This is a genomic window from Mangrovimicrobium sediminis (genome assembly GCF_004745945.1).
Classification (GTDB): domain Bacteria; phylum Pseudomonadota; class Gammaproteobacteria; order Pseudomonadales; family Halieaceae; genus Mangrovimicrobium; species Mangrovimicrobium sediminis.
In genome coordinates, this window is the sequence record NZ_SRLE01000012.1 from 177390 (window position 1) to 193211 (window position 15822).

The following is a 15822-nucleotide window of genomic DNA, read 5'->3' on the forward strand; positions in this document are numbered from 1 at the left end:
CGCCTGTGCGCGGCCGAATGTGTCACCTGCGAGCGGTTTGAGCCGCCGCCTGAGTGGTGAAGATTGAAACCAACCAAGTGGTTGGTTTAGACTCAATTTGGTCGATCGCGGTGCCGGTGTCAAGCGACAGCAAGGCGTAGGCCCCGCGAAAATCGAGCAAAAGCCGAGCAAAAGCCGGGCTGGCACGAACTGGCGAAAGCCGAGTTCACAAGAGCCCGGCCGACAAGAGGCGAACTGGCAAAAGCCGAGCACGAAACGGGCGGGAACAGGGCAGGAGCCAGGCCCACGCCGGCTGCTCCGCGAGCCCGCGGCAGCCGGCGCGCTAATAACTACTGGAGTACCTGGGGCATGCAGAAATACTGGTCGTTGGATGACGCCGGCAGTCAGATGGGCCGCGTGGCGGTGGTCACAGGCGCGAATACCGGTCTTGGCTACGAGACGGCGCTGGCCCTTGCGGGCAAGGGCGCGCGGGTCATTCTGGCCTGCCGCAATCCCGAGCGTGCGCAAGCTGCCCGGGAGCGCATCGCGGCGAGCGTGCCGGGCGCGCAGGCCGAGGTGCGCCTGCTGGATACCGGCAGTCTCACCTCGGTGCGCAACTTCGCTGAGGACTTCGCCCGCGACTACGGTAAGCTGGACCTGTTGATCAATAACGCCGGCATCATGATCACGCCGCACTTCGTCACCGAGGACGGCATCGAGGGCCAGCTCGGCGTCAACCACCTGGGGCATTTCCTGCTCACCGGCCTGCTGTTGCCGGCGCTGCTGCGCACGCCCGGCTCGCGGGTGGTGAGCCTGTACAGCGTGGCCGCCAGCTGGGACGGCATCCAGTTCGACGACCTGCAGTTCGAGCGCGGCTACGATGCGCGCAAATCCTACGCACAGAGCAAGCTGGCCTGCCTGATGTTCGGCCTGGAGCTGAATCGCCGCCTGCAGGCGGCCGGGCAGGGCACCATTTCGCTGGCGGCGCACCCGGGTTACTCGAAGTCGGAGTTGTCGCGGCACCTGCCGGCGCCGCTGCGCCTGATGCTGTCGGTATTCGGCGGGCTGATCATGCAGTCCACCGCGGACGGCGCACTGCCGACGCTGTACGCCGCGCTGGGGGAGGACCTGCACGGCGGCGAGGCCATCGGCCCGAGCGGGCGCAACGAGACCCGCGGTCCGCCGGTGGTGGTCACGCCCAACGACAACGCGCGCGACGATGACCAGCGCGCGCGGCTGTGGGCGATGTCAGAGGAGCTGTGCGACTTCCGCTACCCGCTGTAGGCCGTTTGGCTGACTTCAAGCCAGTCTGCTGGCTTCAGGCCGATTGGCCGGGCCAGGCAAGCGAACTGATGACGGTAGGTAAAGCGAGCTTGACGAGTGCGGCCAGTGCCGGCGCGCGGGCCGGCACCGCCGCGGCGTTCAGTCGACCTTGGGGCCGACCCACACCTGTTGCACGTTGACGAACTCGAGGATGCCGTGGGGGCCGAGCTCGCGGCCGATGCCCGAGCGCTTGACGCCGCCGCTGGGCAGCCGCGGGTCGGTCTTGACGATACCGTTCACCGCCACCTGTCCCGCCTCGATCTCGGAGGCGACCTGCGCGGCCAGCGCAGCGGCGCGCTCTGGCGCGGTCCACACCGCGGCGCCGAGCCCGTACTGGGTGTCGTTGGCGATGGCGATGGCGTCGTCGAGGTCCGCCGCTTTCATCACCACGGCCACCGGGCCGAAGGTCTCCTCGCGGCAGGCGGTCATCTCGCCGGTCACGTCCGCCAGCAGGGTTACCGGATAGAAATAGCCGGGGCCCTCCGGCATCTCGCCGCCCATCAGGCAGCGCGCGCCGGCGTCGACGCTGGCCTGCACCTGGCGATGCAGGTTGTCGCGCAGGTCCGGGCGGGCGATGGGGCCGACTTGGTTGCTCTCGTCGCGCGGGTCGCCCACTTTTAGCGCGGCAAGGCGCGCGTGCAGCTTTTCCACGAACGCATCGTAGACCGGTGCCTCGACAATCAATCGCTTGGCGGCGATGCAGGACTGCCCGGCGTTGATGATGCGCGACAGGCTCACGGTATCCACGGCGGCGTCGAGGTCGGCGTCCGCCAGCACGATGGCGGGGTCGGAGCCGCCCAGTTCGAGTACGAACGGCTTGATCTCGCCGGCGGCCAGCGCGGCGACCTTGGCGCCGGCAGCGCTGGAGCCGGTGAAGGACACTGCGCACACGCCCGGGTGGCGGATGGCGTCGGCCACGTCCGGGTTGTCCAGCGGCAGGTTCTGCAGCAGGCCGGGCGGGGCGCCGGCGCGCTCGAACAGGCCGGCGATGGCTTCGGCGCAGGCGGGCACGTGCGGGTCGTGCTTCATCAGGCAGGTGTTGCCGGCCATCAGTGCCGGGGCGCCGAAGCGAAAGGCCAGCCAGACCGGCGCGTTCCAGGGCAGGATGCCGAGCACCGGCCCCAGCGGCAGGTGTTGCACGTAGCTGTGGGTGGCGTCCGAGGGCAGGGTGACCGGCGCCAGGTATTTCTCGGCGTTCTCCGCGTAGTGGCGCGCGCAGAAGGCGGACTTCTGTACCTCGCCGCGGCCCTCGGCCAGGGGCTTGCCCATCTCTTCGGCCATGATCACGGCCAGCGCGTCCTGCTCCGCTTCGAGCAGGTCTGCGACCCTGTTCAGCAGGGCGGCGCGCTCGGCATAGCCGACCTTGCGCCAGTCGCGGAACGTTGCCTGGGCGGCCGCCACGGCCTGGTCGAGGCCGGCCTTGTCCAGGGCCGGGTAGGCTTTTAGCGGTGTGCCCGTGGTCGGGTCAGTGGCCTGAGGCATCGGCTTTCGTCTCCTTTTTCCTGTCTTTCTTGTCGCTTTTTTCGGCGGCCGGCCCGTTGGGGACGCTGACCAGCTCCGGTGCCGCAGCCTGCGGTTTGCCCTGGCCGGGCTTGATCACGAAATTCTGGTCGACGTCGTCGAAGAACGAGCCGCAGCCGTCCTCGGTGATGTAGAAGGTGTCCGAGATGCCGCAGGTCTTGTCGCCTTCCACTGCCCACATCCAGGGAATGATGTGGAAGGTGTTACCCGGCTCCAGCACGCGGCTGTCGCCCTGCTTGAGGCTGATGATATAGCCCTCGTCCCAGCTCGGCGGGAAGGCGATGCCGATGGAGTAGCCGGAGCGCGTGATCAGGCGCGCGCCGACGTCGTTGTCGGTGATGATGGTGCGCACCAGGTTGTCCACGTCGGATACCGTGAGGCCCGGGCGCAGTTCCTCGCGCACGCGGTGCAGGGCGTATTTCATGGTGTCCTGGGCTTCGCGCATGGCGTCGTTCATCTCGCCGCAGATCGCCGTGCGCATCAGCGCGGTGTGGTAGCGGCGGAAGCAACCGCCTACTTCCAGGAACACGTGTTCGCCGGGTTGTACCGTGCGCCCTTCCCAGGTGGCGTGGCCGATCAGGGTGCGCGGGCCGGAGGTGACGTAGGGCATCACCGCCGGCACCTCGCCACCGGCCTTGAACATGGCCTCGCAGATGGCGGCGCCGATCTCGTTCTCGGTGACACCCGGCTGCACCATCTCCAGGCCCGCCAGCATGCCGGCCTTCGCCGCTTTCGCGGCGCGGCGCATGATCTCGATCTCCACCGCGGACTTGGTGGCGCGGCCCTCTTCCACGATGCCGAAACAGTCCATCAGGCGGCCGTCGGTGAAGGTGGTGTTGAGCTGGTCCTGGTGGTAGGCGGGCAGGAAATAGCTGTTGCGCTCGTAGCCGAGGACCTTGTCGGACAGGCCGAACTCGCGCAGGGATTCCACCAGCATCTGCACCGCGTCGCCGGTATCCGGGTAGGGCCGGGTCAGCTCCACCCAGGTGCGCGCGTGGACGTTGGATTCCTCCAGTTTCCGCGTGATCATGAACGGCTCGTCCTCCAGCGGCACCACCAGGGCCTGGAAGAACGAGTAGCCCGTGGTCTGGTAGTCCGTCAGGTACATCAGGTTTTCGGGGTCGGTGATGATCACCGCGTCCATCAGCCGCCTGGCCATGCGCTCGCGCAACCCCTCGATGCGCCGCTGGTACTCGGCGAAGGGGAAGGTCATGTCATCGCGTTCCCTCATGCCGCGGCCTCCATCTGCTTGTTCACTGCGTTGCCGAGAATCTCCAGGCCCTGTTGCAGTTCGGCGTCGCCGATGGTCAGCGGCGGGATGAGCTTGACCACGCTGCCGGCCACGCCGCAGGGGCCGACGATCAGCCCGTTGTCGAAGCACTCGCGGGCGATGGCCTTGGCCGCGGTGCCGTCACCCACGTCGAGGCCGTGGATCAGGCCCTTGCTGCGCACGGTGTAACCGCCCAGCCCTTTCAGGAAGTTGTGTACTTTGGCCTCGCGGGCGCGGGTCTGTGCGTTCAGCTCGTCGTTCTCGAAAAAGCGCAGGCCCTCGCGGCCGGCGACGAAGGACAGGCCCTGGCCGCGGAAGGTGCCGGTGTGTTCGCCGGGCTTCCAGTGCGCGTCGTGCTCGGGCTTGACCAGGTTCATCGCCATCGGCGTGCCGAAGCCACCGATGCCCTTGGCCAGGGTGACGATGTCCGGCGAAAGGCCCATGCCGTCGAAGCTGAAGTAGTTGCCGGTGCGGCCGCAGCCCACCTGGATGTCGTCGATGATGAGCAGCGCGCCGTTGTCGTGGGCGATCTGCTGCAGGCCCTTGAGCCACTCGGCGGAGGCGATGCGCACGCCGCCCTCGGCCTGGATGGTCTCGACGATGAACGCCGCGGGCGGGTCGATGCCGCTGGAGGGGTTCTCCACCGCCTCGCGGATGCAGGCCAGCGAGGCCTGGGTGTTGTCGGTTTCAAAGGGCAGGTGGGTGACGTTGTCCAGCGACACGCCGGCGGCGCCGCGGAATACGCGGTTGGCGGTGCAGGCCAGTGCGCCCAGGGTCATGCCGTGGAAGCCCTGGGTGAAGGCCACCACGTTGGTGCGGCCGGTGACGCGGCGCGCCAGCTTGAGCGCGGCCTCCACGGCGTTGGTGCCGGTGGGGCCCATGAACTGCATCTTGTAGTGCATGTCGCGCGGGATGAGGATGGTATCGGCGAAGGCCTGTATGAATTCCTCCTTGGCGGTGGAGGCCATGTCCAGGCTGTGGGCGATACCGTCGGACTCGATGTAGCGAATCAGCGCCTCTTTCATCTTCGGGTGGTTGTGGCCGAAGTTGAGCACGCCGGCGCCGGCGAAGAAATCGATATAGGATTTACCGGCCTTGTCCACCATGGTGGCGTTGGAGGCGGTGGCGAACACGGTGGGGTAGGACCTCACGTAGCCACGGATTTCGGATTCCCACTTGTCAAAAGTTTCCATGTTTTACTCCTTGGGCACGTTGCGTGCGGTGTGCCGCCCGGTTTGCGTGGCGGGCAATTGGCTGCCGGCAGTCAGGCGGCGCAACAACAGCGCGCCGCACCGGCGGTGTGTTCTGGCGCGATGGTGGCTACCGACTCGCGCCGCGTCGTGTCAGCCGGGCGGGGAGACCCCGACCAGTCGTGAAAATGTGCGTACCACGGGTGCGATCAGCGCGTCGTTGAACTGGTAACGCGGGCTGTGGCACGGAATGTCGAAACAGCCGTCCTGGGCCATGCCGATCAGGGCGAAGGCGCCGGGGATGGCGTCCAGGTAATAGCTGAAGTCCTCGGAGGCCATGATCGGCAGCGCCAGTTCGGCCATGCGCCAGTCGTCACCGAATTCCGCCGCCAGGCCTTCGCGGAAGCGCTGCGCCGGGCCCGGATGATTGATGGTCGCCTCGTAGCGCGGTTGGATATCCACCTCGGCCTCGACGCCGTAGGTGCGCGCGGTGTCCTTGCTGATCTGCCGGATCAGGCGGTCGAACTCCGCGCGCATGCCCGGGCGGGCCAGGCGGATGCCGCCGGCCAGGCGCGCGGTGTCCGGGATGATGGTCGGACCGCTGGGGGCGTCGATACTGGTAATGGCGACCACGCCGGCGTCCTGGGGCGCGACCCGGTGGCTGATGATCTGCTGCAGGTTGACGACGATGGCCGCCGCCGCGGTCACCGGGTTGCTGCACAGCTCGGGCTGGCTGGCGTGCCCGCCGCGGCCGCGCACGGTGATCTCGAAGGTGCCGTTGCCGGACATCACTGCGCCGTCCGGGCACACCGCCTTGCCGAAGGGAATCGCCGGCCAGTTGTGCCAGCCGTAGATGCAGTCAATACCCTCCAGCGCGCCATCGGCGATCATCTCGCGCGCGCCATGGCCGCCTTCCTCCGCCGGCTGGAACAGCAGGGAGACCGGGCCGGGCAGTTGCGCCTCGCAGGATTTCAGCCAGGCGCCGGTGGCCCACAGCGCCGCGGTGTGGCCGTCGTGGCCGCAGGCGTGCATGCAGCCTGCGTGTTCCGAGCGGTAGCTGAGGTCGGTGGCTTCAAGGATGGGCAGGGCGTCGATGTCACCGCGCAGGGCGATGTGCTCGCCTTTGGCGTCCGCGGCCAGGGTGGCGACAGTGCCGTATTTGGCGCAGGGCCGCCAGGGAATATCGAGCCGGGTCAGCGCCTCGCGGATGAGTCTCGCAGTGTGCGCCTCCTGCCAGGTGAGTTCCGGCTGGCGGTGCAGTTGGTGTCGGAATGTCAGGGCTTCGTCGAGGAGAGTCGACCAGGTCGCCTGCATGAATTACGTGTGCTCCGTGGCATAAATGTTGTTGCAGACGACCACCCTAGAGGGATCGGCCGCGGATTACAACCGTGAGGTCGACCGATTCAAGGGTGTCGCCGGGTCTGGGATCACCGGTGAGCCTGTCGTCGACGTCGTATCTGGCGACACCTTTTTCGTCCGGAAAAACTGGGAAATTTGTTGCTGAGACGAGAGCGAGGCGAGGTATTGAACGGGGGGCGCACAGGAGACGATGTATGGAAAAAAGCATTTCAACTGGTTTTTCTGGTTCTTGTTTTCGGGAGACGATAAGATCATTGAAACGCAGAAAGTTCGGTTGTTGGTGGGAGGCCAGGGATTGTGGCATTGACGGGGCGAGCCGCGAGAAAACAGGCAGTGCGCAAACCGCGCAAGGGGGATGGATGGCAGGCGGAGAAGAGCGCCCTGACCCGCGGGGCGATTCTCGAAGCCGCGGCGGAGTGCCTGGCAGAGCGCGGCTACAGCCAGACGACGACATCCATGATTGCCGAGCAGGCGCAGGTATCCCGGGGGGCGATGATGCACCATTTCCCCTCGCGCAATCTGGTGATCGAGGCCCTGGTCGCGTACCTGCACGTGCAGCGGCTCGCGGCGCACCGGGAATTGCATGAGGTATTGCAGGCGCGCCAGGATAGTCCGATGCAGACGCGTGTCGAAATCTGGGTGGAAAGCCTGTGGGCTGGCCTGCTGACGCCCGCTCAGGTGGCGTACCTGGAGTTGCTGGCCGCGGCGCGTACGGATGCCTGGCTTGGTGATTTACTGCACAAAGCAGAGAAGGAAGCCGACGCACTTCTGGTTGATCTGACTCGCCAGGTGATCCCGGAATGGCAGCAATCCGGTCTCGTGGACCTACAGGTTGGCTGCGCGCAATGCACCCTGCGTGGCCTGGCGCAATTCCCGCCCCCGCCCGCACGCCGCCGCTCGCAATTGCTCGAGTTCCTCGTGGGGCAACTCGCAGCGGCCAACAGCAAACCTTAGGTTGCCCCATGCTCTCGCTCGTCCAGTTCGGTCTCAGCACCCTCGACATGGCCGCCTCGCTGCGCCTGTACGCCGAAGCCTTCGGTTTTCGCAATGCCGGCGGCCAGGCCCTGTGGGGCGAGACCATCCGCATCCAGGGCCTGGCGCCGGACAGCCGCGCCATCATGTGGTGGCTGGTCGGCGCGCAGGATTTCTTCCAGCTCGAGTTGTTCCAGCACAGCCGGCCGGCGCAGCGTCCGCTGCCCGAGAATTGGCGGCCGTGCGACCTCGGCTGGGTGCGTTTCGGCGTGGCGGTGGCGGATTACGACACGACCCTGGCCGCGATCGACAGCAATGGCCTGGCGCTGAGCGGCCAGGCGGTAGGTCCGGACGGACTGCGTCGCTGCGCCTTTCGCGATCCGTGGGTGGGGTGTTGTATCGAGGTACGCGAAGCGCAGGGAGGTGACGGCCCCGAACTGCTGTATGCCACCAGTTCCGTATCCGACCTCGATGGCGCGCGCCGCTACTACCACGAGATTCTGGGTTTTCCGTTGTTGCCGCTGGAGCTGTTGCACCGCACGGAGGACGAGACGCTGTGGGGATTGCCCGGCGCCCGGCGCGAGGGCTTCCTGGTGGATACCGGGCAGGTGCTGCTGGAGGTCGTGCACTACCTGGCGCCGCAGGGGCAGCCGCGGCGCGCGGATCACCGCGCTTCGGACCAGGGCTTCTTCAACGTGGCGCTGGGTTCACGGCAGACGGCGGATGTGCGCGCGGCCATAGGGCGCTTGCGCGTCGGCGGTGTGGAACCCGAGCGCATTTTCGATACCGGCGAGCTGCTCGCCGCCTACGTCAACGCTGCCGAGCGCGAGGTGGAGTTCTGCGTCCTGCCCGAGGGCATGGACGCGGCGCTGGGGCTGGAGGCGCGCGAGCCGTTCTTCGGCTGAGCGCGCCCCGCTGTGGGCACCCGGGCGCTCAGGCCGGGGTGAATGCGATAGGCAGTTCCTGGATGCCCCACACGGCGAGGAACGGCCGCCAGGTCACTTCGCCATCCAGCTGCGGCGCGACCAGGCGCTGCGCGATCAGGTGTATGCCCTCTTCGAGTTGCGCCCGCGCCAGGTACTGGCCGAGGCAGATGTGCGTGCCGCGGCCGAAGGGAATGGGGCGCGCGCCGCCGCTGCGGTCCGGGTCGAAGCGCAGCGGGTCGGGGAAGGCCGCCGGGTCGCGGCCGGTCATGGGCAGCGCGAAGCACAGGTAGGTACCCGCGGGCATGTGGATGCCGTCGTAGTCCAGTGCGGTGTCCAGCGTGCGGCTGGGCGAGACTACCGAGCTGTGGCGGAAACCCTCGTCGATGACCTTGCGACAGTAGGCCGCGTCCTGCGCGCAGCGCTCGAGCATCTGTGGATGCTGCAGCAGGTGGTACATGGTCATGGTGAGTTCATTCTTCGAGGTGTCGTAGCCGGCCAGCAGCATGGAGATCAGCAGGTCGCGCAGCTCGTTCTCGTTCAGCCCGCCGTTGTTCTTCGAGGCGATCAGTGCGTCGAGCAGCGAGTCCTCGTCCACTTCGCCGCTGGCCTCGCGCTCCACGATCACCGAGTCGGCGAAATTCCACAGCAGTTCGAAGGCCTCGAGGATGGTCGGCAGCAGGTCGCGATCCAGGGTCATGCAGGACATCTGCGCGTCCAGCGCCGCGCGGATGCCGCGCACCGGCTCCGCCGACACACCGAGCAGGCCGCACATGACGGTAATGGGGAAGTACGAGGCGAACTCGGCGAAATCGAAACGGCCGCGCGGTGCCCATTCGTCGAGCAGCGCGGTGATCACCTGGCGCATCAGCGGCCGCGTCTGGTTGGCGCGACGCGGGGTGAAGGCGGTGGCGACGCTGGCGCGCAGGCGGTCGTGGCGCGGGCCGGAGATGGTCGCCATCTGCTCGATCATGAAACGCGCCCAGCCGGTGTTCTCGGCGCCGAAGTGTTCCACCAGGCCGGCGAAGTGCGGGCCCATCTTGTCATCCTGGAACAGCAGGTCACGAGCCGCCTGGTGGCCGTGCACCACGAAGCCCTTGCTGAAGCGCGCCAGCCAGGGATGCTGCTCGCGGGCGGGCTCGAGGAAGCGCTGTGGGTCGAGGGCGAACTCCGCGCGGTCGATGGGGAGTTCGGGTAGCTGCAGATCGCCGATGGCTATGGTCATGGACACAGCCCCGCGTGCAGGGCCCGGTCGTATTCGCCGCCCGGCCCGAATGCCGCGACAGGCCAGCCGCTCGTGTTGCTTGCGCAGGCGCGGGGTGCCGGGCGCTGGTCGCGACCGGTGGCGTTCGCCGCCGTTGTCCCGGGCTGGATGCTTGTCGTTGTTGTCGTCATGGGGCCTCCGTGATGCCCGCTGATTTTAGCGCGGGCCACCGCTACCGTTTCTCGACGCCGCGCGTCGCCATGTCGACAGTTTCCGTCACCGCGGTCGGGCCGGGCACAGGGCCGGGCGCGAAATGCCCAGACGCTGGTCGCTCTGGCAGCTATAACAGGGGGTGGATTTGTCGCGACGCCGGGGCGCACGCCGCGCCGGCATGGACACCTGCGACCCGGACCTGAAACCTACAACCTGTAAGCTTAAGGAGGTGACTGCCATGGCGACCCGATTGCCGAGCCGCGACTACATGCAGGCCTGCTGGGTCGTGCCCGACCTCGAGAAAGCGATACACCTGTGGGCGCGACAGGCGGGTATCGGGCCGTTTTTCTACTTCGACGACGTGGTCTACGACAATCCGGTCTACCGCGGCGAGCCCTGGCAACCGGTGAAATTCCATGCCGCCATCGCCCAGGCCGGGCACCTGCAGATCGAACTGGTGAGCCAGTTGGAGGAGGGGCATTCAATCTTCCGTGACGTGGTCCCCGCCGGCCGCAGCGGCCTGCACCACATGTCGACCTATACCCACGACTTCGATGCCGACCTCGCCTGGTACCGGGACGCCGGCACCGAGGTGGCTTTCAGCGGGCTGATGAAGGGGGCGCCGGTGTGCTGGCTGGATACCACCGCGACGCTCGGCTTCATGACTGAGCTGATCACCGCGAACCCCCTCAAGGAAGCGGTATTCCGCCAGTTTCGCGAGGCCGCCGACAGCTGGGACGGCACGGACCTCGTGCGCCGCCTGGGTTGAGCCTCCAGGAAGCCTTCAGCCTTCCCGACCCGCCACCGCACCGCCATCACAGAGGATATCGGTCCCGGTCAGGTAGCTGGCCTCGTCGCTGGCACAGAAGGCGATCAGCGCGGCGATCTCCTCGGGCCGGCCCGGGCGTTTAAGGGCGGCGTCCTCCAGTAACTGCATGGAACCGCTTTTCTCCTCCAGGCGGCCCATCTCGGTATCGAAGGTGCCGGGGGAGACCGACAGGATGCGCGCGCCGCGCGCGCCGAATTCACCCGCCATGTGCCGGCTGTACCAGATCACGAAGTGCTTGCTCAGCGAATAGGCCATACCGCGGCGGTAGAAATCCTTCGGGATCAAGCGGCAGCGCGCCGCGGTCTTTTTCAGGAAGCGCAGCGGGTCGCTGCTGGCCAGGCGGTAGGTTTTCAACGGCGCCAGCCAGCCCGGGATCATGTGGGCGGCCATGGAGGCGATGTTGACCAGGACGAAGCCGGACTGCGCCTGCGCCAGGCAGGTCTCGGTGATGTTCACCGTACCCAGCGCGTTGACTCGCAGGATCGCCTCGGGGTCGGCCATCTGCGGACTCAGTCCGGCGGTGTGGATGACCGCCACCAGCGGCCCTGCGGCCACCGCCTGTGCGACCAGTGCCTCGACCGCCGCGCGGTCGGTGATATCGCATTGCGCTGTGTCGCAGGCAATACCCTGCGCCGCCAGTTCAGCCGCCGCCTGTTGCAGGCGCGGCGCCTGCATGTCGGCGATGAATACCCGGTGGTCGCGGCCCATGCGCTGCGCACAGGCCAGGCCCATGCCCCCCGCGCCGCCGGTGATGATGACACTGCCTCGCATATTGCCTGCTCCACCTGTCGGCCCGGGACCGCGCCAGTTCCCGGGCCCCGATTTCTGTTCACCGATTCCTGGTCGCCGATTCCTGGACCCTGATTCCTGGGTGTTAGTCCCTGTGCCTTGTTGTCTGCGTTTTATTTACTGCTTATTTCCCGGGCGTCAGTGCGCGCGCTCGATGTCCGCACCCAGTCCGGCGAGCTTCTCTTCCAGGTGCTCGTAGCCGCGGTCCAGGTGGTAGATGCGGCTGATGTGGGTCTCGCCCTCGGCGACCAGGCCGGCCAGCACCAGGCAGGCGCTGGCGCGCAGGTCGGTGGCCATGACCGGCGCGCCGCCCAGCTTGCGGCGGCCGCCACGCACCACCGCGACCTGGGTCATGGGCGTGATGTCGGCGCCCAGGCGCGCCAGTTCCTGCACGTGCATGAAGCGGTTCTCGAAGATGTGCTCGGTGATCACCGCGGTGCCGCGGGCCTGGGTCATCAGCGCCATGAACTGGGCCTGCAGGTCGGTGGGGAAGCCCGGGTAGGGCATGGTGGCGATATCCACCGCCTCCCAGCCGTCGGTGCCCTGCACGGTGATGCTGTCCTCGCCCATGTCGATGCGGAAGCCCGCATCGCGCAGCTTGTCGACCAGGGACTGCAGGTGGTGGGGCACGCAGTCGCTCACGGTGACGTGCCCGCCGGTGATGGCGCCGGCCAGCAGCAGGGTGCCGGCCTCGATGCGGTCGGGTACCACGCGGTGGTGGGCCGGGTGCAGCTCGTCCACGCCCTCGACGGTGATCACGCTGCTGCCCTCGCCGCTGATCTTCGCGCCCATGGCGCGCAGGTAGCAGGCGAGGTCCACCACTTCCGGTTCCTTGGCCGCGTTCTCGATCACCGTGGTACCGCGCGCCAGGCTGGCCGCCATCAGCGCGTTCTCGGTACCGCCGACGGTGACCTTCTCGAACAGGATGTCCGCGCCCTCCAGGCGCTGCGCGCGGGCCACCACGTAGCCGCCGTCGCTGGAGACTTCCGCCCCCAGTTTGCGCATGGTCTCGATGTGCAGGTCGATAGGCCGCGAGCCGATGGCGCAGCCGCCGGGCAGGCTCACCCGCGCCTCGCCGTAGCGCGCCAGCAGCGGGCCCAGGCAGAGGATGCTGGCGCGCATCTTGCGCACCATCTCGTAGTCGGCCACGTGCGCCTCGGGCGCGCCCACCTGCACCACCAGGGTATCCCCCTCGCGCCGGCTGTGGGCGCCGAGGGAGCCCAGCAGTTCCTGGGTGGAGTGGATGTCGCGCAGGTAGGGCACGTTGTCGAAGCGGTGCTCGCCGTCCGCCAGCAGGGAGGCGAACAGCACCGGCAGGGCCGCGTTTTTCGAGCCACTGGTGGCGACGGTGCCGTTCAGGCGGTGACCGCCGCGGACGATGATGGAATCCAAGGAGTGCTCCGTATTGCCCCGGCACGGGCCGGGCTGGACGTGGCGCCAGGCGCAGGCCGGGCGGTGGAAAAGGGCGCTAGGGTAGCAGTTGGGGGCGGTCAGCGGAATAGTGACTGCGCCGGCTTCCCCTGTGGCCGGTTGAGGCGTTAAGGTGCGATGCAACTACCGCGGGAGCATCGCTTCGCATGCCAGATTCGCCGCAACCCAGCCTGGAGCGCTGTATCGCGCTGCGCCTGATGCCGGACATCCGCCGCTATGCGGAGCACGGCGCCGCGCAGCCGGTGCGGGTGATCCCGCCATCGCTGGCCGCTGGCCTGGCGCGCCTGCAGCCCGGCGGGGTGATCCTGTTTCGCGAGAACCTGGTGGACATTGGCCAGGCCCGCGAGCTGATCGCGGAACTGCGCGAGCTCTCCTCCGGGCTGCTGGTCGGCGTCGACCAGGAGGGCGGTCGCGTCACCCGGCTGCCGCGCGAGGCCTGCACCAGCTTTACCGGCGCCATGGCCCTGGCCGCCTGCCCGGAGCCGGAGCGCAGCAGCATTGCCGGGCAGTTCGCCACCGCCCAGGCCGAGGAGTTGCGCGCGCTGGGCTTCAACCTGAATTTCGCTCCCTGCCTCGACGTCAACAGCAACCCGCTCAACCCGGTCATCCACGTGCGCTCCTTCGGCGACGACCCGGCGCTGGTCGCCCGGCTCGGCGGCGCCCTGGTGACGGCGATGCAGACCGCGGGGGTCGCTGCCTGTGTCAAACACTTCCCCGGCCACGGCGATACCTGCGAGGATAGCCACACCGGCCTGCCGCGGGTGGACCGCTCGCGCGAAGAGGCTGGGCGCATCGACCTGGCGCCCTTCGCCAGCGTGTTCGCCAGCGCCCGCCCGGCGACGCTGATGAGCGCCCACATCCAATACCCCGCACTCGACGCCAGCACCCTGCCCGGCAGCGACGTGGTGCGCCCGGCGACCCTGTCGCGGGCGATCATCACCGACCTGCTGCGGACGCAGATGGGGTATCGCGGCGTGGTGATTTCCGACGCCCTGGACATGGCGGCGATCAGCGAGCTGCTCGCACCGGAGGCGGCGGTGCTCGAATGCTTCCGCGCCGGGGTGGATATCGCCCTGATGCCGCTGCGGGCGCGCGACCCGGCCGGACTGGACAGGCTCGAGGCGCTGGTGGACTACATTGCCGGGCGGGTGCGCGCCGGCGAGCTGGACGAGGCCGAGATGCGCGCCAGCGCGGCGCGGGTGGCCGCGCTGCAGGCGGCGTACCCGGCAGCGGCAGTCGGCAAGCCGGGTGGGGTCGGCGTGCTGTCCCACCGCCACCTGGAAAAACACCTCGCCGAGCTGAGCATCACCTGCCTGCATGGCACGCCGGTACCGTTGGCGCCAGGCACCCGTGTCCACCTGCTCATGCCCGACGCGGCGAGCGCCCGCGCCATGGCCCGGGCGCTGACCCTGGTGCAGCCCGCGCTGGTGATCAGCTCGCAATCCCTGGACCGGCTGGATATCGAACGCGAGCGGGAGCTGGCGCGCGCGGCGCAGCACTATATTGTCGGCATCAGTGAGCCGGCGCCCAGCGCGGTGGTCGCAGGCGGCGCCGAGGATACGCTCGTGCAGCGCTCGGCTGCCCCGACCAGCCTGTGCCGGGCGCTGCTGGAGGACGCGACAGGAGTGCGGCGTACGGTGCTGATGCTGGGCTCACCCTACCCGGCGCCGACGTTCTTCGACTGTGCAGAGACCGTGCTGGCCAGTTACGACGGGGCTGCAGTGGGCTGGGGTGGTGCGCCCGGGCCGGCTTTTGGCGCGCTGGCAGAAGTGTTGGTCGGACGTCTCGCGGCGCGCGGCTGCCTGCCGGTCAAACTGCCGGCGCCCTAGGCGGACGCTTCCAGGCCCGGGTGCAGGATCTCCACCGCAGCCGGAATCACTTCCACGCAGGCGGGGGTGTGGCCGAGAAATTCACCGTCGACTTCCACCGGCACCGGCTGGCCGCCGTGCTCGATCTCCAGTCGCGCGGCGTGATGGTAGTGGGCTGCCGGGTGGTTGAGTAGCTCGCCGCGACGCAGGTAGCCCAGGTTGCGCAGGAAATCCGCCGCGTCCGCCTCGCCCACCAGGGTAATCGCCAGCAGGCCGTCGTCCAGGCGCGCGCCGGGGGCTACGCACAGGCCGGAGCCCAGGTAGCGACCGTTGGCGGCGACCACCGCCAGCGACTTGCCGCACCAGTCCAGGCCGTGGTCGGAAACCGCGTGGACTTCCTGCGGGCGGTAGGTCGCCAGGGTGCTCAACACCGAGCGCAGGTAGTGCAGGTTGCTGCCGAGCAGGCGCGGGCGCCGGTTCAGGTATTCCACGGTGCGCGCGCCCACGCCGATATCCGCGGCGTTGAGGAAATAGCGCTGTGCCTGTGTGCCGTCGGCGTCGGTGTAGTACAGGCGGCCGGCGTCGATGCGCGCGGTGGACTGGCTCAGCAGCAGGTGAATCAGTTCGCCGACTTCGCCGCGCAGGCCCAGCGAGCGGGCCAGGTCGTTGGCGCTGCCGTAGGCGAGGATGCCCAGCGCCGGCAGGGTGATCGCCGGCGACTGCTCCTGCGCGCGCAGGCAGCCGTTGACCACCTCGTTGACGGTGCCGTCGCCACCCACCGCGATCAGGTAGTCGCTCTCCACGCAGGCGCGCGCCGCGAGTTCGACGGCCTGGCCGGCGCGGCGGGTTTCGAGCAGGGAGATGTAGGCGCCCGGCAGGGCGTTGCGCAGGGTGGCCAGCGACTTTTCAAAGTGCCCGCGGCGGGTGATGTTGCCCTTGAGTATCAGCGTCAGTTTCACCGGGTTCCTCGCGCCGCAAGCGGCTGACACGTTTGGCGGGTGGCGCCCGCGG

13 protein-coding genes are annotated in these 15822 nt (G+C 68.2%); 5 read left to right on the top strand and 8 right to left on the bottom strand.

What is annotated here, in order from left to right; genetic code table 11:
* Positions 1–348 precede the first annotated feature (348 nt).
* Complete coding sequence (locus E4634_RS17085; protein WP_135445871.1) at positions 349–1263, top strand: oxidoreductase; 915 nt, start codon at positions 349–351, stop codon at positions 1261–1263.
* 138 nt (positions 1264–1401) lie between these two features.
* Here the strand turns inward: E4634_RS17085 and E4634_RS17090 are convergent, their stop codons facing one another.
* From E4634_RS17090 to doeB2, 4 genes are all read right to left on the bottom strand, one after another.
* Positions 1402–2784 carry an NAD-dependent succinate-semialdehyde dehydrogenase gene (locus E4634_RS17090; RefSeq protein ID WP_135445872.1) on the bottom strand — a complete coding sequence of 461 codons (1383 nt, stop codon included), beginning with the start codon at positions 2782–2784 and terminating at the stop codon, positions 1402–1404.
* Complete coding sequence (doeA, locus tag E4634_RS17095; RefSeq protein ID WP_135445873.1) at positions 2768–4054, bottom strand: ectoine hydrolase; 1287 nt, start codon at positions 4052–4054, stop codon at positions 2768–2770. The genes E4634_RS17090 and doeA overlap by 17 nt, the downstream gene beginning before the upstream one ends.
* Positions 4051–5286, bottom strand: a complete 1236-nt coding sequence (locus tag E4634_RS17100; RefSeq protein WP_135445874.1) for an aspartate aminotransferase family protein — start codon at positions 5284–5286, stop codon at positions 4051–4053. Before E4634_RS17100 ends, doeA begins: the two co-directional genes overlap by 4 nt.
* Positions 5287–5436: 150 nt before the next feature.
* The gene (gene doeB2 / locus E4634_RS17105) at positions 5437–6597 is read right to left on the bottom strand and encodes a N(2)-acetyl-L-2,4-diaminobutanoate deacetylase DoeB2 (RefSeq protein ID WP_135445875.1); all 1161 of its coding nucleotides are present in this window, start codon (positions 6595–6597) and stop codon (positions 5437–5439) included.
* Positions 6598–6975: 378 nt separating this feature from the next.
* On the opposite strand from doeB2, the gene E4634_RS17110 reads away from it, so the two are divergent.
* Entirely contained in the window at positions 6976–7596 is a 621-nt protein-coding gene (locus E4634_RS17110) for a TetR/AcrR family transcriptional regulator (protein ID WP_167854956.1), read from the top strand.
* 8 nt (positions 7597–7604) lie between these two features.
* Positions 7605–8519 (top strand): VOC family protein, encoded by a 915-nt coding sequence (locus E4634_RS17115; protein ID WP_135445877.1) that lies wholly within the window; start codon positions 7605–7607, stop codon positions 8517–8519.
* A gap of 28 nt (positions 8520–8547) precedes the next feature.
* On the opposite strand, the gene E4634_RS17120 is transcribed toward E4634_RS17115, so the two are convergent.
* A complete protein-coding gene (locus E4634_RS17120; RefSeq protein ID WP_135445878.1) occupies positions 8548–9762 on the bottom strand; it encodes a cytochrome P450 in 1215 nt (404 codons plus the stop codon).
* A 430-nt stretch (positions 9763–10192) separates the two neighbouring features.
* On the opposite strand from E4634_RS17120, the gene E4634_RS17125 reads away from it, so the two are divergent.
* Positions 10193–10723, top strand: coding sequence for a VOC family protein (locus tag E4634_RS17125; protein ID WP_167854957.1), 531 nt, complete (start codon positions 10193–10195; stop codon positions 10721–10723).
* Positions 10724–10738: 15 nt separating this feature from the next.
* Here E4634_RS17125 and E4634_RS17130 read toward each other — a convergent pair whose 3' ends face one another.
* Both E4634_RS17130 and murA read right to left on the bottom strand, forming a co-directional pair.
* Positions 10739–11554 (bottom strand): SDR family oxidoreductase, encoded by an 816-nt coding sequence (locus E4634_RS17130; protein WP_135445880.1) that lies wholly within the window; start codon positions 11552–11554, stop codon positions 10739–10741.
* Between the two features lie 156 nt (positions 11555–11710).
* Positions 11711–12964 (bottom strand): UDP-N-acetylglucosamine 1-carboxyvinyltransferase, encoded by a 1254-nt coding sequence (murA, locus tag E4634_RS17135; protein ID WP_135445881.1) that lies wholly within the window; start codon positions 12962–12964, stop codon positions 11711–11713.
* A 185-nt stretch (positions 12965–13149) separates the two neighbouring features.
* Here murA and E4634_RS17140 point away from each other — a divergent pair, with 185 nt between their 5' ends.
* On the top strand, positions 13150–14832 hold the full coding sequence (locus E4634_RS17140; protein ID WP_135445882.1) for a glycoside hydrolase family 3 N-terminal domain-containing protein: 1683 nt from the start codon (positions 13150–13152) through the stop codon (positions 14830–14832).
* On the opposite strand, the gene E4634_RS17145 is transcribed toward E4634_RS17140, so the two are convergent.
* The gene (locus E4634_RS17145; protein ID WP_167854958.1) at positions 14829–15770 is read right to left on the bottom strand and encodes a diacylglycerol/lipid kinase family protein; all 942 of its coding nucleotides are present in this window, start codon (positions 15768–15770) and stop codon (positions 14829–14831) included. The two genes, E4634_RS17140 and E4634_RS17145, sit on opposite strands and share 4 nt — an antisense overlap.
* Positions 15771–15822 lie beyond the last annotated feature (52 nt).